This is a genomic window from Micromonospora sp. FIMYZ51 (assembly GCF_038246755.1).
Lineage (GTDB): Bacteria > Actinomycetota > Actinomycetes > Mycobacteriales > Micromonosporaceae > Micromonospora.
In genome coordinates, this window is the sequence record NZ_CP134706.1 from 5140520 (window position 1) to 5165175 (window position 24656).

The 24656-nt window shown below is 71.6% G+C and carries 18 protein-coding genes and 1 pseudogene; 10 read left to right on the forward strand and 9 right to left on the reverse strand.

The window, feature by feature from the left end:
- Window positions 1–99 precede the first annotated feature (99 nt).
- On the reverse strand, window positions 100–1770 hold the full coding sequence (locus QQG74_RS22925; protein WP_341716812.1) for a CocE/NonD family hydrolase: 1671 nt from the start codon (window positions 1768–1770) through the stop codon (window positions 100–102).
- A 110-nt stretch (window positions 1771–1880) separates the two neighbouring features.
- Window positions 1881–2357 (reverse strand): annotated as a pseudogene (locus tag QQG74_RS22930) (MarR family transcriptional regulator); the annotation flags it as partial.
- A gap of 176 nt (window positions 2358–2533) precedes the next feature.
- Here QQG74_RS22930 and QQG74_RS22935 point away from each other — a divergent pair.
- A complete protein-coding gene (locus QQG74_RS22935) occupies window positions 2534–4639 on the forward strand; it encodes an MMPL family transporter (protein ID WP_341716813.1) in 2106 nt (701 codons plus the stop codon).
- On the opposite strand, the gene QQG74_RS22940 is transcribed toward QQG74_RS22935, so the two are convergent.
- Window positions 4633–5529, reverse strand: coding sequence for a lytic transglycosylase domain-containing protein (locus QQG74_RS22940; protein ID WP_341716814.1), 897 nt, complete (start codon window positions 5527–5529; stop codon window positions 4633–4635). The two genes, QQG74_RS22935 and QQG74_RS22940, sit on opposite strands and share 7 nt — an antisense overlap.
- Before the next feature lie 143 nt (window positions 5530–5672).
- On the opposite strand from QQG74_RS22940, the gene typA reads away from it, so the two are divergent.
- Together typA and QQG74_RS22950 are read left to right on the forward strand one after the other, a co-directional pair.
- Window positions 5673–7541 (forward strand): translational GTPase TypA, encoded by a 1869-nt coding sequence (gene typA, locus QQG74_RS22945; RefSeq protein ID WP_341716815.1) that lies wholly within the window; start codon window positions 5673–5675, stop codon window positions 7539–7541.
- Window positions 7542–7665: 124 nt separating this feature from the next.
- Window positions 7666–8511, forward strand: coding sequence for a serine hydrolase (locus QQG74_RS22950; RefSeq protein ID WP_341716816.1), 846 nt, complete (start codon window positions 7666–7668; stop codon window positions 8509–8511).
- A gap of 34 nt (window positions 8512–8545) precedes the next feature.
- Here QQG74_RS22950 and QQG74_RS22955 read toward each other — a convergent pair whose 3' ends face one another.
- Window positions 8546–9547, reverse strand: a complete 1002-nt coding sequence (locus tag QQG74_RS22955) for a TerC family protein (protein WP_341716817.1) — start codon at window positions 9545–9547, stop codon at window positions 8546–8548.
- Window positions 9548–9811: 264 nt separating this feature from the next.
- Between QQG74_RS22955 and QQG74_RS22960 the strand changes: the two genes are divergently transcribed.
- Complete coding sequence (locus tag QQG74_RS22960) at window positions 9812–10105, forward strand: antibiotic biosynthesis monooxygenase family protein (RefSeq protein WP_341716818.1); 294 nt, start codon at window positions 9812–9814, stop codon at window positions 10103–10105.
- Window positions 10106–10241: 136 nt separating this feature from the next.
- On the opposite strand, the gene QQG74_RS22965 is transcribed toward QQG74_RS22960, so the two are convergent.
- A complete protein-coding gene (locus QQG74_RS22965) occupies window positions 10242–11099 on the reverse strand; it encodes a helix-turn-helix transcriptional regulator (RefSeq protein WP_341716819.1) in 858 nt (285 codons plus the stop codon).
- Between the two features lie 112 nt (window positions 11100–11211).
- A complete protein-coding gene (gene uvrB, locus QQG74_RS22970) occupies window positions 11212–13320 on the reverse strand; it encodes an excinuclease ABC subunit UvrB (protein ID WP_341716820.1) in 2109 nt (702 codons plus the stop codon).
- Between the two features lie 785 nt (window positions 13321–14105).
- Between uvrB and QQG74_RS22975 the strand changes: the two genes are divergently transcribed.
- Window positions 14106–15707: a hypothetical protein gene (locus QQG74_RS22975; RefSeq protein WP_341716821.1), complete on the forward strand. Its 1602-nt coding sequence runs from the start codon at window positions 14106–14108 to the stop codon at window positions 15705–15707.
- A 10-nt stretch (window positions 15708–15717) separates the two neighbouring features.
- Here the strand turns inward: QQG74_RS22975 and coaE are convergent, their stop codons facing one another.
- Both coaE and rpsA read right to left on the reverse strand, forming a co-directional pair.
- The gene (coaE, locus tag QQG74_RS22980) at window positions 15718–16899 is read right to left on the reverse strand and encodes a dephospho-CoA kinase (RefSeq protein ID WP_341716822.1); all 1182 of its coding nucleotides are present in this window, start codon (window positions 16897–16899) and stop codon (window positions 15718–15720) included.
- A 252-nt stretch (window positions 16900–17151) separates the two neighbouring features.
- Entirely contained in the window at window positions 17152–18639 is a 1488-nt protein-coding gene (gene rpsA, locus QQG74_RS22985; protein WP_341716823.1) for a 30S ribosomal protein S1, read from the reverse strand.
- Window positions 18640–18964: 325 nt separating this feature from the next.
- On the opposite strand from rpsA, the gene QQG74_RS22990 reads away from it, so the two are divergent.
- From QQG74_RS22990 to QQG74_RS23010, 5 genes are all read left to right on the forward strand, one after another.
- The gene (locus QQG74_RS22990) at window positions 18965–19777 is read left to right on the forward strand and encodes a class I SAM-dependent methyltransferase (RefSeq protein WP_341716824.1); all 813 of its coding nucleotides are present in this window, start codon (window positions 18965–18967) and stop codon (window positions 19775–19777) included.
- Window positions 19778–19829: 52 nt separating this feature from the next.
- Window positions 19830–20048: a DUF2945 domain-containing protein gene (locus QQG74_RS22995; RefSeq protein ID WP_341716825.1), complete on the forward strand. Its 219-nt coding sequence runs from the start codon at window positions 19830–19832 to the stop codon at window positions 20046–20048.
- A complete protein-coding gene (locus tag QQG74_RS23000) occupies window positions 20035–20463 on the forward strand; it encodes a DUF3140 domain-containing protein (protein ID WP_341716826.1) in 429 nt (142 codons plus the stop codon). Before QQG74_RS22995 ends, QQG74_RS23000 begins: the two co-directional genes overlap by 14 nt.
- A 36-nt stretch (window positions 20464–20499) precedes the next feature.
- The gene (locus QQG74_RS23005) at window positions 20500–21249 is read left to right on the forward strand and encodes an SDR family oxidoreductase (protein ID WP_341716827.1); all 750 of its coding nucleotides are present in this window, start codon (window positions 20500–20502) and stop codon (window positions 21247–21249) included.
- 69 nt (window positions 21250–21318) lie between these two features.
- Window positions 21319–21666, forward strand: a complete 348-nt coding sequence (locus tag QQG74_RS23010; protein ID WP_341716828.1) for a MerR family transcriptional regulator — start codon at window positions 21319–21321, stop codon at window positions 21664–21666.
- A 62-nt stretch (window positions 21667–21728) separates the two neighbouring features.
- On the opposite strand, the gene polA is transcribed toward QQG74_RS23010, so the two are convergent.
- A complete protein-coding gene (polA, locus tag QQG74_RS23015) occupies window positions 21729–24428 on the reverse strand; it encodes a DNA polymerase I (RefSeq protein ID WP_341716829.1) in 2700 nt (899 codons plus the stop codon).
- Between the last annotated feature and the right edge of the window lie 228 nt (window positions 24429–24656).

Consider the following 24656-nt stretch of genomic DNA (forward strand, 5'->3'; position numbering starts at 1 on the left):
GGTCGTCCGCAGCCAACCCGCACCATTGCCGCCGCCGGCACCATCGGCGCCGGCCCCACGACATCGCAGCCGGCCGTCCATAGCGGCGGCCGGCCTCGCTCAGTGTGCGCCCGGCCACTCGGCCGGGCGCACCACCGGCAAGACCACCGCAGACGGGTGCTCCGGATCGTGCAGGATCTCGCGATAGCCGGCCCGCAGGGTGACCGCCGCACCGAGGGGTTCGCCGGTGCCGGGGTTGCGCGCATACCTCGGGTGGGCGCCGCCGGAGACCTGCACCCGCATCCGGTGCCCGGGCGCGAACCGGTGCGCGGTGGGCCAGAGTTGCACCGGTGCCACCACGACACCCGACGCGTCGGCCGGAAAGCGCACCGGGTCGAGCCGGATCAGGCCGTCGCAGACGTTCCAGGAACGGCCTCGGCGGTCCACGTCGCAGAGCCGCACGAAAACATCGAGGTACGGCAGCTCGCTGCGGAGGTGAATCTCGGCACGGACCGGCCCGACCACCTCGACCGCCCGGTCGAGCGGGTCACTGGTCCAGCTCAGCACGTCCGGACGGGCCTCCACCGGACGGTTGTCGACCGGCCCGGCCCGCTGGGCCACCAGCAGCGGACCGCCCAGCGAGGGCGTCGGGTCGGCGGGGTCGTACCAGAACCCGTCCGGCGAGGACGGCCCGGCTGCCGAGGTTCGCAGCGCCCGACCGGGGTGCAGGTGCCACCGGACGTCCCGGGCCGGGGGCGGCCAGTCCGGCAGGTCGCGCCAGCCCCCGCCGGCACCGCCGACGTGCACCCGTACCGGTGCCGTACCCAGCGGCGCGCCGGTGTCGTCCGGGCGCAGGTGGGCGTCGAGCCAGCGCAGCCCCTCCCGCAGGGCGGCCACCAACAACCCGGGGCTGCCGTGGGTCCACGGCCCGATGGTCAGCCGGGGCCGGGCGCCGCTGGCGCGCAGCGCGGCGTAGTCGCGCAGCTGTGCCGGCAGGAAGAGGTCGTGCCAGCCACTGACCATCGCCACCGGTGCCCGCACCAGGTGCATCCGGTCGTCGAAGACCCGGCGGCGCCAGTAGTCGGACTGCGGGGTGTGCTCGCGCAGCCACTGTTGGAAGAAGGGCACGGTGACCCCGGTGGCCACCCGGTCCGCCTCGACAAGTGGCAGGTGGGACAGCGCGGCGACCAGCCGCGGCTGCCCCCGCTTGAGTTCCCACTGCCGGGCCAGCCACGGCACGGTCTGCGCCTGGAGCAGCTCCGTCCAGGTCAGCACCGTGTCCAGGGCGAACGACTCGCCGTCGTAGGTGGAGTCGCGCATCGCCGAGGCGGTGATCACCGCCACCATGGCCCGCAGTTCCTCGCCCGCCTCGGCCGCCAGGGCCCACTGGACGAAACCCTGGTAACTGGCACCGAACATGCCGAACGCGCCGCACCACCAGCGCTGCCGGCGCAGCCAGTCGAGGGTGTCCAGCCCGTCGTCGCGCTCGTGCACGAACGGGTCGAACGAACCGCCCGAGCCGCCGGTGCCTCGACAGGACTGGATCACCACGTGAAAGCCCTGTTCGGCGGCGAGCCGGCCGAGCAGCCGCATCGGTCCACCCCGGCCGTACGGGGTGCGGATCAGCACGGTGGGCGCGCCCGCCAGGTCGGGGGCGTAGTGGTCGGTGCGCAGGATCACCCCGTCGCGGGCCCGGAGCGCCATGTTCCGGTGGACGGTGATCCCGCGGGTGCGGGCCGGCGGCAGTCGCAGCGCGGCGGTGGCCAGGTGGGACGCGAGTCGCTCCAGCATGGCGCCCCTCAGTCGGTCGGACGTCGGGCCGGTTCGTCCCCGGCGGCCGGCGGCCGGTCCCGGACGTCCCGCGAGCGGTCGCGGTGCTCCCGCAGCCCGTCGCGGTGCTCCCGCAGCCCGTCGCGGTGTTCCCGCAGCGAGGCGCTCATCGCCGTCATGAACCGGTGCACCACTTCGAGTTCCTCGTTCCGGAAGCCGGCCATCACCCGGTCGGTACGCTCGCCAAGCGGCCGGAAGAAATCCATGGCCAGGGCGGCCCCCCGGTCGGCATAGTGCAGCAACACCTTGCGCCGGTCGATGGTGTCCCGATCGCGGCGGATGTGCCCGCCCCGCTCCAGGCGGTCGATCAGCGCGGTGACCGAACCGGAAGAGAGATTCAGCTGTTCACCGAGCCGGCCCGGGGTCATCGGCGCGCCGACGAGTTCGGCGTCCATCACGGCGATCAACGCCTGGAGGTCGGTGGCGTTCAGGCCGTGCCGCCCGGCGAAGGCATGCCCGACGTGCTGGGCATCCGCGCCGTAGCGCCGTAACTCGGCGGCGATCTCCGCGATCAACCAATCCCGCCGCGTGTCACGTCGCCGATACATGCGATGAGCTGCCACGTCCCGCCGTTCCTTCCCCGCCCGAGGGCAGCATAACCGAGCCAGCCGAATATCTCGACTGTCGAGATTCTCACTCCGGGAGAGCTGTTGCGGGATCTCTCTTGATAAGCAAAACTCTCGAAGGTCTAGATATCCCTTGGACAAGATCGGATGGTGCCCGGATGTCCGCGCTCACCCGCGTCGTCGGCAGCCGCCTGGCCGCGTTGCTCACTCTCGTCGCGGCGATCGCGTTCGGTGCGGCCGTCTTCTGGCTGCCGGTACCCGACAATCCGGCTCCGGTCTCCGCCACCGGTCTGTCCGAGCAGTGGCAGTCGACACAGGTCGAGCGGCTCCAGGACGAACTGCCCGGCAGCGACGTCCAGCCCGCCCTGGTGGTGGTCAGCCGCGACGACGGCGCACCACTCACCGACGCCGACCGGGAGGCCGTCACCGGCGGCACCCGTACCCTGGCTCCGCTCGCCGCCGACGGTCAGGTCGCCCCACCGCAGTTCTCCCCCGACGGCACGGTGGCCCTGGTCGCCGTGCCGCTGGCGACCGACGGCGGGCAGCAGGAGGTCACCGACCGGGTGGCCGAGCTGCGCGCGGAGCTGACCGACCTGCCCGCCGAGTTCACCGCCGAGGTGACCGGAGCGCCCGCCTTCACCGCCGACCTGACCAAGGTCTTCGAGGGCGCCGACATCACCCTGCTCGCCTTCACCGCCGCCGTGGTGGCGGTGCTGCTGCTCGTCACCTACCGCAGCCCGCTGCTCTGGATGGTGCCGCTGGCCATCGTGGCCGCCACCGAACAGCTCACCCTGCGTGCCCTCGACACGGTCATTCCGGCGTTCGGCATCAACTTCGCCGGCGGTGCCGTCACCGGCATCGCCAGCGTGCTCGTCTTCGGTGCCGCCACCAACTACGCGCTGCTGCTGATCGCCCGCTACCGGGAGGAACTACGCCGCGAGGAGGACCGTTTCGTCGCCATGCGCGCCGCCCTGCGGCGTACCGCCGAACCGATCCTGGCCAGCGGTGGCACCGTCATGCTCGGGGTGCTCACGCTGCTGCTCAGCGAGCGGGAACTCAACCGTGCGCTCGCCGTCGCCTGCGCCACCGGCATCCTGCTGGCGATGGCCTCGGCCCTGCTCGTGCTGCCCGCCGCGCTGGTGCTGCTCGGGCGCCGCCTGTTCTGGCCGTTCGTGCCGCACGTCGGCAGCACCGGTCGGGAAGGCCGGATCTGGGGCCGGCTCGGCGCCGCCGTGGTACGTCGCCCGGTACCCGTCGCGGTGCTTGCCACCCTGCTGCTGGGCGGCCTCGCCCTGGGTGGGCTGGGCAGCCGCACCGGGCTGTCCGAGACCGAGCAGTTCCGGGTCCAGCCGGAGGCGGTCGCCGGCGCGCAGACCCTCGCCCGCGCCTTCCCCGCCGGCAGCACCCAGTCGGTCGCGGTGATGACCAACCCCGGGGCCGTACCCGAGGTCACCGAGGCCGTCACCGCCGTGCCCGGGGTCGCCTCCGCCCGCCCCGGCACCGCCGGGCCGACCGTCGCCCAGGTGGACGTCGTCCTCGAAGCCGAGCCGGGCACGGCCGCCTCCGACCGTACGCTCAACGAACTGCGGGCCGCCGTCGCCGCCGTCCCCGACTCCGCCCCACCCGCCCCGGCCGGCGTCGACGACCTGACCGGTGCCGTCGTCGGGGGCACCGCCGCAGGTGCCTACGACTCGGCCGAGGCCGACGCCCAGGACCTGCGCCTCATCCTGCCGCTCATCCTGCTGCTCGTCGCCACCGTCCTGGTCCTGCTGCTGCGCGGCCTGGTCGCCCCGGTGCTGCTCGTCGGCACCGTCGTGGCGTCGTACTTCGCCAGCCTCGGCGGCGCCTGGCTGCTCTTCGAGCACGTGCTCGACTTCCCGGCGCTGGACAGCAGCGTGCCGTTGCTCGCCTTCGTCTTCCTCGTCGCGCTCGGCGTCGACTACAACATCTTCCTGGTCACCCGGGCCCGCGAGGACGCCCGCCGGGTCGGCACCCGGGAAGGCATGCTCTCCGCACTGCGGGTCACCGGCGGGGTGATCACCAGCGCCGGCATCCTGCTCGCCGCGGTCTTCGCCCTCCTCGGCGTACTTCCGCTGATCACGCTGACCCAGATCGGGATCATCGTCTGCCTCGGTGTGCTGCTGGACACCCTGCTGGTACGTACCGTGGTCGTTCCCGCCCTGACGTTCCTGCTCGGCGAGCGGTTCTGGTGGCCGGGCCGGATCAAGCCGGCCAGTCAGGTGGAGCAGCCGGCTGGTCAGTAGCCCAGGCAGACGCACTCGGTCATCAGCGCCCGCACGTTGCGTACGTAGTTCGGGTTCGGGATCTTCAGCGGTTGCTCCGGCGCGGCCACCGCCCCGTGCCCGAAGTTGTACGCGGCGATGACCGCGTTGAGCAGGCAGGAGTCCAGCACGCCCGGGGTGCACAGGTCGGCGTCGAGCCGGTAGTCGGCGTCGAAGTACATGTCGCCGATGTACTTGGTGAGCCAGGCCAGATAGGTGGCGCCGAGATACGCGTTGTCCTGGTGATCCCAGACGTCGTAATTCTGGCCGAACCGCTGGTTCATCCAGGTCGCCGTGTCCGGCATCACCTGCATCAGGCCGATGCCCTTGTCGCAGGCGACGATGTTTGACTGCCAGCCGCTCTCCTGCCAGGCGGTCGCCTTGATCAGGGGCAGCGGGATGCTGATGTCCGGGGCCGAGGTCGGCCAGTACGTCCGCCCGGCCGCCTTGGTCAACGCGGCCTTGACCTGTGCCCGGCTGGCTTGGTCGCCCTGGTAGCTGGGCTTGCAGTCGCCCGCCGGTGGCTTCGGCGGCTGCGGCGGCAGCTCCGTCTCCGTCGGCGGCTTCGGCACCTTGCGCGGCGCGGGCGCGCTGCGCTTGGGCTTCGCCTTCGGCTTCGCCGATGCCGACGGCGACGCGCTGGTGCTGGCCTTGGGCGCGGCACCCATCGACTCCACCGCCTTTGGCGTGGCCGTGACGTCATCCGGCAGCGGCGACCCGCTCGGCGTCACCGCCGTGGGCAGATCCTCCGGCAGCGCGACCGGGGCCGGCACCTCCCCCGCCGGGGTCTCCGTGCGGGCGCACGCACCGCCGCTGAGCAGCAGCATCCCCGCGACGAACACGACGCCCAGCCGGGTGATGTTTCGCCCCATGTCGACCCCCTTCGGCAGTGACGAACCCGCCGCACCCTAACAGCCAGCACCGTCACCCGGTGTCCCACGCGATCCGGCCACGCCCGGTACCGAGGGTGACCCCCGACGCGGCGCGGCAACCGCGTAGGCGGGAGGATGGAGTCATGCAGCTGCGCACCGACCTTCGCAACGTCGCCATCATCGCTCACGTCGACCACGGCAAGACCACCCTGGTCGACGCCATGTTGCGGCAGGCCGGCGCCTACGGCGCCCGGGGCGAGGTGACCGAGCGGGTGATGGACTCGATGGACCTCGAACGGGAAAAAGGCATCACCATCCTGGCCAAGAACACCGGCGTGCGCTACCTACCGGCGGACGGCTCCGACCCGGTCACCATCAACATCATCGACACGCCGGGCCACGCCGACTTCGGCGGCGAGGTCGAGCGCGGACTGACCATGGTCGACGGGGTGGTGCTGCTGGTGGACGCCAGCGAGGGCCCGCTGCCGCAGACCCGGTTCGTGCTCCGCAAGGCCCTCAAGGCTCGCCTGCCGATCATCCTGGTGATCAACAAGGTGGACCGTCCCGACGCCCGGATCAAAGAGGTGGTCGACGAGGCGTACGAACTCTTCCTCGACCTGGACGCCGACGAGGAGCAGATCGACTTCCCGATCATCTACGCCTGCGCCCGCGACGGCATCGCCTCGCTGACCCAGCCCGCCGACGGGTCGGTGCCGGACGACAGCCACAGCCTGGAGCCGCTGTTCCGCACCCTGCTGGACACCATCCCGCCGCCCGCGTACGACGAGCAGGCACCGCTCCAGGCGCACGTCACCAACCTCGACGCCTCCCCCTTCCTCGGCCGGCTCGCGCTGTGCCGGGTACGGCAGGGCACCATCGCCAAGGGACAGACCGTGGCCTGGTGCCGCACCGATGGCAGCACCCAACGGGTCCGCATCTCCGAGTTGCTGATGACCGAAGGGCTGGAGCGCAAGCCCGCCGACTCGGCCGGGCCGGGCGACATCATCGCGGTGGCCGGCATCCCCGAGATCATGATCGGTGAGACGCTCGCCGACGCGGAGAACCCCGAGCCGCTGCCGCTGATCACCGTTGACGAGCCAGCCATCTCGATGACCATCGGCACCAACAACTCGCCGCTCGTCGGCCGGGTCAAAGGCGCCAAGGTCACCGCCCGGATGGTCAAGGACCGGCTGGACAAGGAACTGGTCGGCAACGTCTCGCTGCGGGTGCTGCCCACCGAGCGGCCGGACGCCTGGGAGGTGCAGGGCCGCGGCGAGCTGGCGCTGGCCATCCTGGTCGAGCAGATGCGCCGGGAACAGTACGAACTCACCGTCGGCAAGCCGCAGGTGGTGACCCGGGAGGTCGACGGCAAGATCTGCGAGCCGGTCGAGCGGCTCACCATCGACGCGCCGGACGAGTACCTCGGTGCGATCACCCAACTGCTGGCGACCCGTAAGGGCCGGATGGAGCAGCTGGTCAACCACGGCACCGGTTGGATCCGGATGGAGTGGCTGGTGCCGGCGCGCGGCCTGATCGGTTTCCGCACCGAGTTCCTCACCGAGACCCGGGGCACCGGCATCCTGCACCACGTCTTCGAGTCGTACGAGCCGTGGTTCGGCGAGCTGCGTACCCGTAACAACGGCTCGCTGGTCGCCGACCGGTCCGGCGCCGCGACCGCGTTCGCCATGATGAACCTCCAGGAACGCGGCACGCTCTTCGTCGAGCCCGGCACCGAGGTGTACGAGGGCATGATCGTCGGGGAGAACTCCCGCTCCGACGACATGGACGTCAACATCACCAAGGAGAAGAAGCTCACCAACATGCGCTCCTCCACGGCCGAGGAGACCGAGAAGCTGATCCCGCCGCGGAAGCTCTCCCTGGAGCAGGCCCTGGAGTTCTGCCGCGAGGACGAGTGCGTCGAGGTCACCCCCGCCGCCGTACGCATCCGAAAGGTGACCCTCGACCAGACCCAGCGGGCCCGCGCCGCCGCCCGCCGCAAGCACGCCGGCTGACCTGCTTGCCGCTGGTCGGTTAGGAAGGGCCCCTGTCAGTACGGCCTACGGCTGCCCCTGTTAAAAGGGGGCCCTTCCTCTTCACTAGGCGTTAATAAGGGGCCCTTCCTTCCATACTCAAGGGATGGTGTCGGGCACGGTCTCGGTGTACGCGGGTCGACTTGCCGCCCCGCCCACCTGGACCCGGCACGCCGAGGCCACCCACTACGCGGCCAGCACGATGAAGGTGGCCGTGCTCGCGGCCCTGTACCGGGCCGCCGAAGCCGGTCGTCTCGACCTGGCCGCGCCGGTCGAGGTACGCAACCGGTTCACCTCGGCCCGGCCGGACGCGCCCGCGTACTCCTGCGCCCGGCAGCACGACAACGACGGCGCGGTCTGGGATCGGCTCGGCGACCGGGTTCCGCTGCGCTGGCTCGCCGAACGGATGATCGTGATGTCCAGCAACCTCGCCGCCAACCTGGTCATCGAACACGTCGGGCTGGCCGCCGTGGCCGAGGTCTGGGCCCGGGCCGGTGCCCGGCACAGCGTCACCGGTCGCGGCATCGAGGACTTCGCCGCCCGCGAGGCGGGCATCACCAACCTGGTCACCGCCGCCGACCTGGCCGCCCTGCTCGACGCCATCGCCAGCGGCAGCACCATCCCGGGACCGGTCGCCTCCCCCACGGGCTGCGCCGCGATGCTCGATCTGCTCTGCGCCCAACAGATCCGCCAGGATCTGGCCGAAGGGCTCCCCGGCGGCACCCGGCTGGCACACAAGAACGGCTGGGTACGCGGCGTACGGCACGGTGCGGCCGTGGTCTTTCCCGACGACGCCCCCGCCTACCTGCTCGTCGTCTGCACCAGCCGGCCGCTCCGCGACGGCCAGCGCAGCGACCGGGCCGACCGGGCGGCCCGCCGGTTGTTGGCCGGCATCTCCGCCCGGGTCTGGCGCGCCCGCCACGACCTCACCCCCGCACCGCCGGGGCGGTGACCCCGGGCCGCCGGTACGCCTCGGACGGCCCGACTCAGTGGCGTACCTCGGCGAGTTCGCGGCGCCGGTCCCGGGACGACTTGGCCAGGCTGGCCGCGGTGGCGATGCCCAGGGTGGCCACGATGACCAGCAGGGACAACCAGATCGGGATGTGCGGCGCCCAGCTGATCGGCTCGCCACCGTTGAGGAAGGACAGATTGTTCTCCGCAAGCGCCTCCAGGATCAGCTTGACCCCGATGAAGCCGAGCACCACCGCCAGGCCGTAGCTCAGGAAGATCAGCCGGTCCAGCAGCCCGCCGAGCAGGAAGTACAGCTGCCGCAACCCCATCAACGCGAAGACGTTGGCGGTGAAGACCAGGTACGGCTCGTGGGTGATGCCGAAGATCGCCGGGATCGAGTCGAGGGCGAAAATCAGGTCGGTGGTCCCGATAGCGATCATCACGATCAGCATCGGGGTGAACATCCGTCGGCCGTTCTGCCGCGCGGTCAACCGGGCGCCGTCGTATCCACGGGAGATCGGCAGCGCCCGGCGGCTCCACCGGATGAGCACGTTCTCCCGGAACTCATCCTCCTCCGCCGATTCGCCCTGCCGGGCCAGGTTGATCGCGGTGTAGATCAGGAAGGCGCCGAAGATGTAGAAGACCCAGGTGAACTGGTTGATCAGTGCCGCGCCGGCGGCGATGAAGCCACCCCGCATGACCAGTGCGAGCACGATGCCGATGAGCAGCACCTTCTGCTGATACGGCCGGGGCACCGCGAAGCGAGCCATAATGATCATGAAGACGAAGAGATTGTCCACCGAGAGGCTGTACTCGGTCAGCCAGCCGGTGTAGAACTGCCCGGCGACGCTCCCGCCCGCGGTCAGCCAGAGCCCGACACCGAAGAGCAGCGCCAGCCCCACGTAGAAGGCGACCCAGAGGCTCGACTCCCGCACACTCGGCTCGTGCGGCCGGCGCCCGATGATGAACAGATCGACCAGGAGCACCGCGGTCAGCGCGACGAGGGTGGCTGCCCACACCAGTCCGGACACGTTCACAGTCTCATTCCTCCGTCGGGCTCCCGGCAACCGGCACACGGTACGCCTCGATGCCCGGGGCGCTCACGCCCGGCTCCCGGGTGCTCACCCTCGCTTCGGCTTCCTAGGAGGCTAGGTGCATTGCCGGGCACCTGGTGGGCCCGTCCGATCTCGACACCCGCCCGCCGAACGCGCCCGGCCCACCGACCACGCGCCCCGGTCCGGTGGGTGGGAAGCACGGCCCGATGCCGGCGGGACGCTGCCCGCCGTGGCAGGCTGACCGGCATGGTGCTCGAGGTCGCGCTCATCGACATTGTTCCCGGCAGCGAGGACGCCTTCGCCGCCGCGTACGCCGAGGGGCACACGGTGCTCGCCGGCACCCCCGGCTGCCGGTCGGTGCGGATGACCCGGGGCATCGAATCGCCTTCCCGCTTCGTACTGCTGGTCGAGTGGGACTCGGTCGAGGCCCACGAGCAGAACTTCCGGGCCACCGACCGATTCGTACGGTGGCGGGAGCTGATCGGTCCGCACTTCGCCGCCCCGCCCCGGGTCGAGCATTTCATCGACGTACCGGCCTGAGTTTTTGTCACACCCTCGGCCTATCCTGCGCCTCGTGTCGACCTCGGTCCCGACGGCTACGGGGGCGGCGGGCCCGAGGCCGACTCGCCAGCCCCCACTCGGGGCGCGAGCTGCTTCCCGACCGGCGGGCGGGCCGTCACTCGTCGAGTCGGCGGGTCAACACCCGCGCCGTCTCCTCCTCCGGTAACGCCGCCGCCAACAGGCACTCGGTCATCCGCTGGTACCGCTCGACATCGGTCGCGGTGGTCAGCCGCACGTCCGTGGTCAGCGCCTCGACCATCACCGTCCGGGGATCCGCCGGGTCCGGAAACGAGTAGCAGGAGAACGGCGTCAACGGCACCGGCTGCGGCCCGGCACCGGCGGCCGGCAGCAGCCGGATCGTCACGTGCGGCAACTCGGCCAGGTCCAGCAGATGCCGCAACTGCTCGCGCCAGACCTCCACCGGATCGTCGCCCGGCTCGCAGGCCAGCTGCGAGATCAGCGCCGTGTAGTCGGGTGGTTCGACCCGGCGCAGCACCGCGTGCCGCGCCGCGCGGGCCCGCAGATCGGCCTCGATGTCCACCCCGGGATCGACGAGCTGGCCGGCGGCAATGCGCAGGCGGGCGTACGCCGGGGTCTGCAACAGGCCGGGCACCAGGGCCGGCTGGTACTCGACGATGCCCGCCGCACCGGCCTCCAGTTCGGCGTACGTGCGCTGCCGCTCGCCCATCTCCCCAAGCGACTTCCACCAGCCTCTGCTGATCGCGGCGTCCCGGGCGATGACGATAAGCGCGTCCCGCTGCGGCGGCGGCACCTGGTAGACGTCCAGCAGATCGAGCACGTCGGCCAGGTCAGGCCGGCTCTGCCCCAGCTCGATGCGGGACAGCTTGGAGGTCGACGCCCAGCCGAGCCGATCGCACACCTGCTCCAGCGTCAGTGCCTCCCGCCGCCGGAGCTGGCGCAGCTCGGCACCGAGTCGTGCACGTCGAATGACCGGACTCGTTGGTAACGGCATCCCCGCCTCCCCAACGAGGGAGAGTACGCAGGGCCATCACCCAGCGCAATAGTACGCTCGCATAGCGCTATTCCCTCAGTGTGCGAAGTGGACGCGATGACCGGCCCAGCGCTCACTTCACCCCGGCGGCGTCCATCCCGCGCAGTTCCTTCTTCAGCTCGGCGACCTCGTCCCGGATCCGGGCCGCCAACTCGAACTGCAACTCCCGCGCGGCGGCCAGCATCTGGTCGTTGAGTTCCTGGATGAGCTGCGCCAACTCGGCCCGCGCCATGCCCTCCCGGGCCGGGGTGCCGGCGGCGGACCGGACCCGGCTGCGGGTCTCCTTGACCGGCGCCTTGCCCCGGGACAGCTGCCGCACGGCACCACCGACCCGGGTCGCCTCGGTGTCCTCCGCCTCGCGGTAGATGTCGTCAAGAATGTCGTGGATCTTCTTGCGCAGCGGCTCGGGACTGATGCCGTGCGCCTCGTTGTGCGCGATCTGCTTGGCCCGCCGCCGGTTGGTCTCGTCGATCGCGTCCGCCATCGACGGCGTGATCTTGTCGGCGTACATGTGCACCTGGCCGGAGACGTTACGGGCCGCCCGGCCGATGGTCTGGATCAACGACCGGCCGCTGCGCAGGAAGCCCTCCTTGTCCGCGTCCAGGATCGCCACCAGGGACACCTCGGGCAGGTCGAGGCCCTCCCGGAGCAGGTTGATGCCGACAAGCACGTCGTAGTCGCCCCGGCGCAGCTCACGCAGCAGCTCCACCCGGCGCAGGGTGTCCACCTCGGAGTGCAGGTAGCGCACCCGGATGCCGTTCTCCAGGAGGTAGTCCGACAGGTCCTCGGCCATCTTCTTGGTAAGCGTGGTGACAAGCACCCGCTCGTCGCGCTCGGTGCGCAGTTTGATCTCGTGCATCAGGTCGTCGATCTGGCCCTTGGTGGGCTTGACCACGACCTCCGGATCGACCAGGCCGGTCGGGCGGATCACCTGCTCGACGAACTCGCCCTGCGCGTGCTCCAGCTCCCACGGGCCGGGCGTGGCCGACAGGAACACCATCTGGCCGACCCGCTCCAGGAACTCGTCGAACCGCAGCGGCCGGTTGTCGGCGGCGCTGGGCAGCCGGAACCCGTGGTCGATAAGCATCCGCTTGCGGGAGGCGTCGCCCTCGTACATGCCGCCGATCTGCGGAATGGTCACGTGCGACTCGTCGACCACGGTGAGGAAGTCGTCGGGGAAGTAGTCGAGCAGGCAGTGCGGCGGGCTGCCGGGCAGCCGGCCGTCGATGTGCATCGAGTAGTTCTCGATGCCGGAACAGAAGCCGACCTGCCGCATCATCTCGATGTCGTACGTGGTGCGCATCCGCAGCCGCTGCGCCTCCAGCAGCTTGCCCTGCCGCTCCAACTCGGCCAGCCGCTCGGCCAGCTCGGTCTCGATGTCGCGGATCGCCCGCTCCATCCGCTCCGGCCCGGCCGCGTAGTGCGTCGCCGGGAAGATCAGCAGATGGTCCACCTCGCGGACCACGTCACCGGTGAGCGGGTTGAGATAGTAGAGCTTCTCCACCTCGTCACCGAAGAGCTCGATCCGGACCGCCAGCTCCTCGTACGCCGGAATGATCTCCAGCGTGTCGCCGCGGACCCGGAACGTGCCCCGCTGGAAGGCCATGTCGTTGCGGGTGTACTGGATGTCCACCAGCCGGCGCAGCAACTGGTCGCGGTCCAGCTCCTGACCGACCGCGACCCGCACCGCACGGTCGAGGTACTCCTCCGGGGTGCCCAGCCCGTAGATCGCGCTGACCGTGGCGACCACCACCACGTCGCGGCGGGTGAGCAGCGACATGGTCGCCGAGTGCCGCAGCCGCTCGACCTCCTCGTTGATCGAGGAATCCTTCTCGATGTAGGTGTCGGTCTGCGGGATGTACGCCTCGGGCTGGTAGTAGTCGTAGTAGGAGACGAAGTATTCCACCGCGTTGTCCGGCAGCAGCTCGCTGAACTCCTTCGCGAGCTGCGCACAGAGCGTCTTGTTGGGCGCCAGCACCAGCGTGGGTCGTTGCAGCCGCTCGACCAACCAGGCGGTGGTGGCGCTCTTGCCGGTGCCGGTCGCGCCGAGCAGCACCGTGTGCCGGTCGCCGCGGCGCACCCGCCGCTCCAGATCGTCGATCGCCGCCGGCTGGTCGCCGGCCGGCTGGAACTCGCTGACGACCTGGAAACGTCCGTCGAGCCGGGGAATGTCGAGCGCCATGACCTCAACGGTACGCCGCAGGTCCGACAGTCCGGGCCGACTACGCCCGGCACCTGATCGGCTTCGATATTCGCATTGTGTGGGCCTGTTCACCCGGCTACGCTTTTCCCGTAGGCCGCTCGCGGCGGCCGACCGGTCCGGTGGCGAGCCGCACAGGCCACACCGGTGCCGGCACCGAGGGTCGCAGCACCCGGGCACGCCCGGCGTGCGCACCTGGCGTGGTCGCGCCGAACGCGCAGACCGGCCGCCGCGAGCGCCGCCATGCCTCCGGCAAGCGCCCGCTAGGTCTCCGGCAAGCGCCCGCTAGGTCTCCGCAAACGCCCCCAGCCTCCGACAGGTTGCCCCAGGTCTGCGCAAGCGCCCCCAGCCTCCGTTGAGCGCCGCCATGCCTCCGGCAAGCGCCACCAGGTCTGCGCGGGCGCCAGCAGATCGTCACCCCACCCGGGCCCGGCCCGTTCATCCTCCCGTGGAGAACAGCTCACGACCGGCGCCCGGCAGCAACCGCACCGACCCGCCGCAGGACCCGGCAGCCCGCCCCACCCGGACCGGCCGCCCGTCCGCCGCCCCCACCGGCCGCCCGTCAGAGGCTCCCACCGGCCCCCGTCCGCCGCCCCCACCGGCCGCCCGTCAGAGGCTCCCACCGGCCCCCGTCCGCCGCCCCCACCGGCCGCCCGTCAGAGGCTCCCACCGGCCGTCCGCCCGACGCTCGCCCCACCCGGGACGGCCGCCCGTTTGAGGTCCCCACCGGCCGCCCGGCAGAGGTCCCCACCGGCCGCCCGGCGGAGGTGCCCACCGAGCCGTGGGGCGAGCCGACCAGCCGCCCCACCGGGGCCGGCCGCCCGTCCGGCGCGCCCGCCGACCGCTCCGGACGTCGGCACCGGGCCGGCGCACGGCGACACCGGGCCGGCATCGTGCCGCCGGTGATCCTCGGACTCGCCGGCCCGGCGCCGGGCCAGCCCGGCAGCCGACCCGGGCTGCGCCGCGCCCGGGTGTCGCCCGGCCTGCTCGACCCGGCCATGGCCGATCCGACCGACGACGAGGAACTCGCCGGTACCCGCGACGAGGCCGACGAGACACGCCGGCGAGCCGTCCGGCGGCACCGTCTCACCCTGGCCGGACTCGGCCTGACCGCAATGCTCGCCGCGATCATGCTGGTGGTCACGCTGATCAACTGGGCGCCGCCGGCCACCCGCGAGATGACCACGGCCGAGCGGGATCGGCTGGCCGCCATGCGGGTCACCAACCACCGGGATCTGCGTGCCGGGCTGCGTGTCACGGTCGGCAACGGGACCGCCCGGATCGACCTGCTCGGCTGGGTCGACTGGGCCCGGCAGCTGGTCTACCTGGACGTGACCGGGCCCGGTGCCGGCGAGCTACGCGGCCTGGCCCAGGCCACCCCCACCGTGCTGATGCTCCGCCCCGACCCGGCGGCGATGCCGTCGCCGGCCATGCCACCGCTGGTCCCACCGGCCGACGGCTGGCGGCTCCCCGCCGACCGGCGGCTCAACCCGGTGCTGAACCTCGTCTTCGCCCTCGCCAGCGACCGTCCGGACCCGGTCGACGGGCTGTCTGGTCGTTGGCTGGGCCGGGACCGGATCAACGGAGAGGCGGTCGACATCCTGTCGGGCACGGCGCGGCCAGTCGGCGACGAGGCGACGCGCTACTGGCTGGCCGCAGACGGGCGGCTGCACCGGCTGGAAGCCCGACTTCCCGAGGTCGGGCCGGTACACGTGCAGTTGAATCGCGCGGACCGGCCCACGCTACGGCCGGTCGACGCGCTGGGCGGCCGGGTCGGCCTGCCCCGCGCCCTCACCGCTGTCGAGCGGAACCGCTGGCGCGCTCTGTCCACCCGGTTGCGGGCCGCCGGTGGTGCCACCGTCACCGTGACCGCTCCCGCCGCCGCAGGCACGAACCTGCACGGTACGGGATGGCTGAGCTGGACGTCGGCAACGGCGTACCTCGGCGTCACCGACCTCGACGCGGACCGGCGGACCCTGCTGCGGCGGGACCGGAGTGGCCTGGCCCGGATCGAGCAGCCCTCGGCCGGCGGCAGCGCCGAACCCCCACCACTGCCGCCCCCGCCCACCGGGTGGCGCACCGGCCCGCACCGCACCGAGGCCCTGGCTCCGCTGCTGGACACGGCGCTACGGGCCGCCCGTGGCAGCGGGCCGTCGGGCAGCGTACGGCGGATCCGCGGGGACAACCTCGCCGGCAGCGTGGTCGACGTGCTGGAGGTCGAGACGGGCCGGGTTCGGGTGCGCTACTGGGTCGAGCGCACCGGGCTGCTGCGCCGGCTGGAGCTGCCGACCCGGGGCGGCGCCTGGGCGCAACTCGACCTGACCCCCGGCCGGGTGCCCCGGCTGACCGCGCCGGCCAGCCGGCGCTGAGCCGTCCGACTCAGGGCCGCCAACCCGTACCGGCCGCCCACTCCTCGGCCCGCAGCTGCTCCTCGTCGAACCACGGGTCCTTCGCCGTGGCGTACGCCCCGCTGTCCGGTGCGGCGGCCGCCAGCTCCCGCTTCAGCATCAGGTACGCGGCCCGCCGATCCGGATCCGCCCGCAGGTGATCGCGCATCAGCAACGCGTACCGCCAGCCCGGTGAGCCGGTCACCCGCAGGTGCAGATGGACCGGGCGGGCCGGGTCGGCGCTGCCGTGCAACCGCTTCTCCCACCGACCGCTGCCGGCCGGTCGCGGGCTGTCCCACCAGTCGCCGGGCAGCCGGGGAAAGCCGGCGTCGGCGAGTCGCTCGGCCAGCGGCCCGTCGGCGTCGGCCAACGACGGCACGCTGAGCTGGATGTCGATCACGTCCTTGGCGGGCAGCCCGGTCATCGCGGTCGAACCGATGTGGTCGATCCGCAGGTCGGCCGGGGCGATCGCGTGCCGGATCCGGGCGGCGAGCCGGGCGTACTGCTGCGGCCAGGTCGGGTCCGGCTCGGCCAGCGTCACCCGGTGGGTCCGCACTGCCCGCCGGTGCCGCACGTTCTCCTCGTAGGGGAGCAGCCGGTCGGACCAGAGCGCGTCGACCGCCGCGTGCAGTTGCGCGAGCGTGCCGTCGTTGGTGAGCAGCACGTCCGCCGCTGCGGCACGGCGGGCGTCGTCGGCCTGGGCGGCGATCCGCTGCTCGGCCTGCTCGCGACTCATCCCCCGGTCGCGGATCAGCCGCTCCAGCCGGGTGGCCACCGTCGTCTGCACCACCACAACCAGGTGGTACGCGGGCGCCAGCCCCACCTCGACCAGCAGCGGCACGTCGTTGACCACCACCGCGTCCGGCGGTGCCGCGGCGATCAGTTCCGCCGTCCGGGCCCGGACCCGGGTGTGCACGATGGCCTCCAGCCGGCGGCGGGCCGCATCGTCGGCGAAGACCAGTTCAGCCAGGGCGGCCCGGTCCAGGGCACCGTCGGCGTCCAGGATCCGGTCGGAGAAAGCGGCCACCACCTCGGCCAATCCCTCGGTACCGGGGGCCACCACTTCCCGCGCGACCTGGTCGGCGTCGACGAGCACCGCGCCGCGCTCGACCAACCGCCGCGCCACGACGCTTTTCCCTGACCCGATCCCGCCGGTCAATCCCACCCTCAGCACGGCACCAGTCAACCTGATCATCCCGCTCTCACCAAACCCCACCCCACCTGTTGATCATGAGGTTAGCGGCACTTTGAAGATCAACTAATGCCGCTAACCTCATGATCAACGCGAGAGGGCGGGTGGGGGTGGGGGTGGGGGTGGGGGATGGGGAGGGCCCGCCTTGATCCCGGGGTCCGGGGTCGAGGCGGGGCCCTTGTCGTCAGGCGACGGGTCCAGGTCGCGGCGCGGGGTCAGCGCGCCGGACCGGGGTCACTTGCCGCCGGCGAGCTTCTCCCGCAGTGCGGCGAGCGCCTCGTCGGTGGCCAGCGTGCCCGCGGGCTCCTCGGCCTGGCGGCTCGGGGCCGCGCTGGTCGAGGTGGTGGTGCCGGTCGCGGCGGGCTGCGGGTTGGCAGCGGCCTCGGCCTCGGCGGCCCGAGAGGTCTGCACCTGCTTCTGGTGCGCCTCCCAACGCTGCCGCGCCTCGGCGTACTGCGTCTCCCACGTCTCGCGCTGCTTCTCGTACCCCTCGAGCCACTCGCCCGTCTCCGGGTCGAAGCCCTCCGGGTAGATGTAGTTGCCCTCGTTGTCGTAGGTCGCAGCCATGCCGTAGAGGGTCGGGTCGAAGTGCTCCTCGCCCTCGACGAAGCCCTCGTTGGCCTGCTTGAGCGAGAGCGAGATCCGGCGGCGCTCCAGGTCGATGTCGATGACCTTGACCATGACCTCGGAGCCGACCTGCACGACCTGCTCCGGGATCTCCACGTGGCGCTCGGCCAGCTCGGAGATGTGGACCAGGCCCTCGATGCCGTCGTCCACCCGGACGAACGCGCCGAACGGCACCAGCTTGGTGACCTTACCCGGCACGATCTGCTGGATCGCGTGGGTGCGGGCGAACTGACGCCACGGGTCCTCCTGGGTCGCCTTCAGCGACAGCGAGACCCGCTCGCGGTCCAGGTCGACGTCCAGAACCTCGACCTCGACCTCCTGGCCCACCTCGACGACCTCGGACGGGTGGTCGATGTGCTTCCAGGACAGCTCGGAGACGTGCACCAGGCCGTCCACGCCGCCAAGGTCGACGAACGCGCCGAAGTTGACGATCGAGGAGACGACGCCCTTGCGGACCTGCCCCTTCTGGAGCTTGTTGAGGAACTCGGTGCGCACCTCGGACTGCGTCTGCTCCAGCCAGGCCCGGCGGGACAGCACCACGTTGTTGCGGTTCTTGTCCAGCTCGATGATCTTGGCTTCGAGCTCGCGGCCCACGTACGGCTGAAGGTCGCGCACCCGCCGCATCTCGACCAGGGAGGCGGGCAGGAAGCCGCGCAGCCCGATGTCGAGGATGAGGCCACCCTTGACCACCTCGATGACCGAGCCGCGGACGACACCGTCCTCGTCCTTGATCTTCTCGATCGTGCCCCAGGCCCGCTCGTACTGCGCCCGCTTCTTGGAGAGGATCAGCCGCCCCTCCTTGTCCTCCTTCTGGAGGACCAGGGCCTCGATGTGGTCACCCACCGAGACGACCTCTGCCGGGTCCACGTCGTGCTTGATCGACAACTCCCGAGAGGGAATGACACCCTCGGTCTTGTAGCCGATGTCGAGCAGGACCTCGTCCCGGTCGACCTTGACGACGGTGCCTTCGACAATGTCGCCGTCGTTGAAGTACTTGATGGTCTCGTCGATCGCGGCGAGGAAAGCTTCCTCAGAGCCGAGGTCGTCGTGGGTGACCTTGGTGGCGCTCGAGGGGGCCTCGATGCTGCTCGTCATGTGGGCGGTTGCTCCGGTCGGATGTGTGTCACAGCAGGCTGGTGTCGCGGTGACCTGTGCGCGCCAACGGATCCGTCGGCGGGCCCACCTGGAAATCGCTGAACGAGATCTTGATGTGACTCCGTCGACCGCGCACCTGCTCCCTGCCGAGGCACACGATCCGCGAGCGCATCGTCTACCCTACCCGCTGCATTACCACAGCGTGCAAGCCCTCCCGGCTGCTGATCGCCGCACCACCCGCGAAAGCGGAGATTTCGCCCCAGCCGGTACCACCCGGGCCCGGGCTGCCGCCGGCCCCGGTCCCGGCGGGGCCTAGCGTGAGCTGATGGACGACGACAACCGGGTGACCCGACGGCGGGTCGACCACGCCGAGGCGCGCCACGCCAACCGCCGCTGGTGGGATGCGGACGCCGACGCGTACCAGGCCGAACACGGGCACTTCCTGGGCGACGTGGACTTCGTCTGGTGCCCCGAAGGGCTGCGCGAGGCCGACGCCCGGCTGCTCGGCGAGCTGGCCGGACGCCGGGTGCTGGAGGTCGGCTGCGGTGCCGCGTCGTGCGCCCGCTGGCTGGCCACCGAGGGTGCCCGGCCGGTCGCCGTGGACCTCTCCGCCGGCATGTTGCGGCACGCCACCCGGGCCGCCGAGCGCAGCGGGGTACGCGTACCGCTGGCCCAGGCCGACGCGCTGGCGCTGCCGTTTTGCGACGCCAGCTTCGACATCGCCTGCACGGCGTTCGGAGCGGTGCCGTTCGTCGACGACTCGGCGGCGCTGATGCGCGAGGTGCACCGGGTGCTGCGTCCCGGCGGTCGTTGGGTTTTCTCGGTGACCCACCCGATGCGCTGGATCTTCCTCGACGACCCGGGCGAGGGCGGGCTGACCGCCGTGCACTCGTACTTCGACACCCGCCCCTACGTGGAGCAGGACGAGCGCGGTGTGGCCAGCTACGTGGAGCAGCACCGCACCCTCGGCGACCGGGTCCGCGAGCTGGTCGGCGCCGGCTTCCGGCTGCTGGACCTGGTGGAACCGGAGTGGCCCGAGGGGCACGAGGGAATCTGGGGGCAGTGGAGCCCGTTGCGCGGGCGGCTCTTCCCCGGCACCGCCATCTTCGTCACCGAGAAATCCGACCTCGCCCCGTAGCACCCGGCCCACTCCGGTCGTTTCCGCCCGGGGACCCGGGGTAACCCGGCGCATGGCCGACAAGGAGTTCCGCACCGGCGACCACGTCTCCTGGGCCAGCCACAGCGGCCGGGCGTACGGAGTCGTCAAGGAGAAACTCACCGAACGCACCCACGTACGCGGACACCCGGTGAACGCCTCGCCGGAGCAGCCGCAGTACCGGATCACCAACGACGACTCGGGTCGGGACGTCGCCCACCGCCCGGAGGTGTTGCGTCGTGAGCAGTCGTGAGGATCCCGACCAGACCTACCGGGAGTTCACCGAGGCGGTGAACATGAAGCCCGGTGAACTCTCCACCTGGTTGGAGACGGAGGAGTCCCAGCAGGTCGGCTGGCGCAAGGGCGGCAAGGGCGGCGAGTCCGTCGGCCACGAGTCCGGCCGGAAGATCATCGACCTGTTGCGGCGCAAACGCGACAAGCTCACCGAGGCCGACTACAAACACATGCGCAAGGTCGTCGGGTACGTCCGGCGGCACATGGCGCAGCGGCCCAGCGGCGACGTCCGCGCCACCCGGTGGCGGTACTCCCTGATGAACTGGGGCCACGACCCGGTCAAAGCCAAGCTGCCGCCACCTGGCGGCCCGTCCCGCAAGGCGCTCGAACGGCACGGGGCTCCGCCGAAGGCCCGACGGACCCGGCCGGCTTGACCTTGCCGCTGACGGCAGGGTCGCAGGATCGGCGGCATGAATGATGTGCAGCGCAGAGCCGTCGTCGTCACCGGTGCCGGAACCGGCATCGGCCGCGCCACCGCCCGAGGCTTCAGCGTCGGCGGCGCCCAGGTGCTGGCGGTCGGCCGCCGCAGCGGGCCGCTGACCGAGACCGCGACCGGTCACCCGCTGATCACCCCGTTGGCCGTCGACGTGACCGCCGCCGACGCGCCCCGCCGGGTGGTCGACGCCGCTCTGGATCAGTACGGCCGGTTGGACGTGCTTGTCAACAACGCGGGGATCGCCGGTGCCGGCCCGCTCGCCGACTTCGACGAGACGCACGCCCACGCCCAGCTCGCCACGAACCTGCTCGCCCCGGCCCGCCTCGCCCACGCCGCTCTCGACGCGCTCACCGCGAGCCGTGGCGTGATCGTCAACGTCACCACGGCGATCGGTCAGCGGGGCTGGCCGGGCTCCTCGATGTACGCGGCCGGCAAGTCCGCCCTCGACTCGCTGACCCGCAGCTGGGCGGTGGAACTGGCACCGCGCGGCGTCCGGGTGGTCGCGGTCGCCCCCGGCGCGATCGACACGCCGATCGGCGACCACCAGGGCCTGACCCCCGAGCAACGCGCGGCGCTGCGCCGCTGGCAGGTCGATCACACGCCGCTGGGCCGCATCGGGCACCCGGAGGACGTAGCCTGGGCGATCCGGCAACTCTGCGACCCGGCGGCGGGCTTCGTCACCGGCGTGGTGCTGCCGGTCGACGGTGGAGCCGTCATCGGCTGACACCGGCCCCCACCGTCGAGAGCTCGACGGGGCCGGGGTGATGGCAGACCGGGAACGAAGGGCGGGCGAATGCGGATCGGCACACTGGCCAGGGTCACCGGCAGCACACCGCGTGCGCTGCGCCACTACGAGCAGCACGGTCTGATCGAGTCGCACCGCTCCGCAAACGGCTACCGGTGCTACCACCCGAGCGCCGTGAACCGGGTCCGCAACATCCGGCACCTGCTCGCCGCCGGGCTGACCCTCCAGGATGTCGACTTCTTCCGGCCCTGCCTGGACGGCGACGTGACCACGGCTCCGCCGTCACCCGCCGGCCTTCGGGTGGCCCAGGCCAGGCTCGCCGCCATCGACGCCCGGCTAGCCCAGCAGCACGGCATCCGCGACCGCCTCGCCGCCGCCCTGGACAGCGTCGGATAGATCCTGGTACGACAGCGCCCGCCGGAGGGCAGTTCTGGACCAGGATCTCCGGCAGGGTGCGGTCAGTGGTCGGCGCTGTTCCAGTCGGGACCGTCGCCGACCGACACCTCCAACGGCACGGAGAGCGGGTAGGCCCCACCCATCTCCCGCCGGACCAGTTCCTCCAGCACCACCCGCTCCCCCGGCGCCACCTCGAAGACCAACTCGTCGTGCACCTGGAGCAGCATCCGGGAACGCAGCCCGGCGTCGCGCAGCGCGGTGTCGACGTGCAGCATGGCGACCTTGATGATGTCCGCCGCGGAGCCCTGGATCGGGGCGTTGAGCGCCATCCGCTCGGCCATCTCCCGACGCTGCCGGTTGTCGCTGACCAGGTCGGGCAGGTAGCGACGGCGACCCAGGATGGTGGAGGTGTAGCCGTCCTGGCGGGCCCGGGCGACCACCTCCTGGAGGTAGTCGCGGACCCCGCCGAAGCCGGCGAAGTAGACCTCCATCAGCCCGCGCGCCTCCTCGGCGCTGATGCCGAGCTGCTGGGACAGGCCGAACGCGCTGAGCCCGTACGCCAGGCCGTAGTTCATCGCCTTGATCTTGCGCCGCTGGTCCGGGGTGACCTCGGCCACCGGCACCCCGAAGACCGACGAGGCGGTGGCGGCGTGGAAGTCGTGCCCGGAGTTGAACGCCTCGATCAGCGCGTCGTCGGCCGACAGGTGCGCCATGATCCGCATCTCGATCTGGCTGTAGTCGGCGGTGAGCAGGCACTCGTAGCCCTCCCCCACCACGAAGGCCCGCCGGATCCGCCGGCCCTCCTCGGTGCGGATGGGAATGTTTTGCAGGTTCGGCTCGGTGGAGGAGAGCCGTCCGGTGGCGGCCACCGTCTGGTTGAAGGTGGTGTGGATGCGCCCGTCGTCGGAGACCGACTTGAGCAGCCCGTCGACAGTCGACTTGAGCCGGGCCACGTCCCGGTGCCGCAGCAGGTGGTGCAGGAGCGGGTGCTCGGTCTGCGCGTAGAGCCACTGCAACGCGTCCGCGTCGGTGGTGTAGCCGGTCTTGATCCGCTTCGTCTTGGGCAGGTTCAGCTCACCGAAGAGGATCTCCTGCAACTGCTTGGGCGAACCGAGGTTGAACTCCCGGCCGATCACCTCGTACGCCCCCTGCGCCGCGGCCTTCACCTCGGCGGCGAAGTGCGCCTCCAACTCGGAGAGATAGTCGGTGTCGGCGGCGATGCCGGTGCGCTCCAGGTCAGCGAGGACCCGCATCAGCGGCAGCTCCACCCCGGCCATCAGCCGGGCGGACTGCTCGCCGTCGCGGGACAGCTCCGCGTCGATCGCCTCCGCCAGGTCCAGGGTGGCCCGGGCGTGCAGCATGAGGTTCTGCTCGGCCTCGCCGTCACCGCCCAGCCCGTCGAGCGTCAGCTGGCCGTTGTCCGGCGCGTCGACCCGCAGCTCGCGGTGCAGGTACCGCAGCGCCAGGTCGGTCAGGTCGTAGGAGCGCTGGTCGGGGCGGGCCAGGTAGGCCGCGATCTGGGTGTCCCGGGCGATGCCGGCCAGGGACCAACCGTGCGCGGCGAAGGCGAGCACGGCCGGCTTGCTGTCGTGCAGCACCTTGGGCCGGGTCTCGTCGGCCAGCCAGCCGGCCAGGGCCGCCTCGTCGCTCGCGTCGAGAGCACTCGGATCGAACCAGGCCGCCGCGCCGGCGGCGGTGGCCAGCGCCATGCCGGTGACGGTGGCGGTGTGTCGCCGGTTGGGGCCGGTGTCGAGCTTGACCGCCACGCCGACCGGGGTGCCCACCGGTGCGTACGTGCTCAGCCAGCCGGTCACCGCGCCCGGCGCGGTGAGCAGCTCGCCAGCCAGCTCGAAGCCCGCCTCCGCCTCCGGCTCGACGGCGTCCAGGTACTGGTAGAGACGGTCGCGCAGGATGCGGAACTGGAGGGTGTCGAAGACCTGGTGCACGGCCTCGCGGTCCCACCCCGGCCAGCGGGCGTCCTCGGGGCGCACCGGCAGCTCCAGGTCGGCGACCAGGCAGTTGATCTCGTAGTTGCGGATCACGTCGGCGAGCCGCTCGCGCAGGCTGTCGCCGGCCTTGCCCTTGATCTCGTCGGCGCGGGCCACCACGCCCTCCACCCCGCCGTACGCGTTGATCCACTTGGCTGCGGTCTTCGGCCCGACACCGGGGACGCCGGGCAGGTTGTCGCTTGTCTCGCCGACCAGCGCGGCCAGGTCGCGGTAGCGCTCGGGGGGCACACCGTACTTGGCCTCGACCGCGGCCGGGTCCATCCGGGCCAGGTCGGAGACGCCCTTGCGGGGGTAGAGCACGGTGATCTGCTCGTCGACGAGTTGGAAGGCGTCCCGGTCACCGGTGCAGATCAACACCGGTATGCCCGCGTCGCGGGCCTGGCAGGCCAGGGTGGCGATGATGTCGTCGGCCTCGTAGCCCTCCTTCTCCACCACCGGCACGCGCAGCGCGGCGAGAACCTCCTTGACCAGGCTGACCTGGCCCTTGAAGTCGGTCGGGGTCTCGCTGCGGCCGGCCTTGTACTCGGCGTACTTGTCGGTGCGGAAGGAGCGGCGGGACACGTCGAAGGCGACGACGATGTGGGTCGGCCGCTCGTCGCGCAGCACGTTGATCAGCATCGAGGTGAAGCCGTACACCGCGTTGGTCGGCTGGCCCGTCGTGGTGGAGAAGTTTTCCACCGGCAGGGCGAAGAAGGCCCGGTATGCCAGGGAATGTCCGTCGACGAGGAGCAGGCGCGGCGTCGTAGCTGTCACGGTGGCGACTCTAGTCCGTACCGCCGACAACTCCGCGATACGGGCGCTCCCACCCGAACTGCGATCCGCCGTACCTGGTGGCGGCCGGACGGGAAGGAAACGAGAAGGTACGGGGGTGAAGGCTGGACTGCCGGCACCGACGCCCGGCGTGCCGGGCGTGGGCACGGCGGATCCAATTCGGGGGCGGGCGGACCACCGACCCGTGGGCCGCCCGTCAGGCTCCGCCGG

Bases quoted from the DNA above. Each gene is read 5' to 3' on its own strand.
- QQG74_RS22940 (WP_341716814.1), bottom strand. From the start codon at position 5,529: ATGGGGCGAAACATCACCCGGCTGGGCGTCGTGTTCGTCGCGGGGATG.
- QQG74_RS22965 (WP_341716819.1), bottom strand. From the start codon at position 11,099: ATGCCGTTACCAACGAGTCCGGTCATTCGACGTGCACGACTCGGTGCC.
- QQG74_RS23005 (WP_341716827.1), top strand. From the start codon at position 20,500: ATGAATGATGTGCAGCGCAGAGCCGTCGTCGTCACCGGTGCCGGAACC.
- QQG74_RS22990 (WP_341716824.1), top strand. From the start codon at position 18,965: ATGGACGACGACAACCGGGTGACCCGACGGCGGGTCGACCACGCCGAG.
- rpsA (WP_341716823.1), bottom strand. From the start codon at position 18,639: ATGACGAGCAGCATCGAGGCCCCCTCGAGCGCCACCAAGGTCACCCAC.
- QQG74_RS22960 (WP_341716818.1), top strand. From the start codon at position 9,812: ATGGTGCTCGAGGTCGCGCTCATCGACATTGTTCCCGGCAGCGAGGAC.
- QQG74_RS22935 (WP_341716813.1), top strand. From the start codon at position 2,534: ATGTCCGCGCTCACCCGCGTCGTCGGCAGCCGCCTGGCCGCGTTGCTC.
- QQG74_RS23010 (WP_341716828.1), top strand. From the start codon at position 21,319: ATGCGGATCGGCACACTGGCCAGGGTCACCGGCAGCACACCGCGTGCG.
- QQG74_RS22950 (WP_341716816.1), top strand. From the start codon at position 7,666: ATGGTGTCGGGCACGGTCTCGGTGTACGCGGGTCGACTTGCCGCCCCG.
- QQG74_RS22925 (WP_341716812.1), bottom strand. From the start codon at position 1,770: ATGCTGGAGCGACTCGCGTCCCACCTGGCCACCGCCGCGCTGCGACTG.
- typA (WP_341716815.1), top strand. From the start codon at position 5,673: ATGCAGCTGCGCACCGACCTTCGCAACGTCGCCATCATCGCTCACGTC.
- uvrB (WP_341716820.1), bottom strand. From the start codon at position 13,320: ATGGCGCTCGACATTCCCCGGCTCGACGGACGTTTCCAGGTCGTCAGC.
- QQG74_RS22995 (WP_341716825.1), top strand. From the start codon at position 19,830: ATGGCCGACAAGGAGTTCCGCACCGGCGACCACGTCTCCTGGGCCAGC.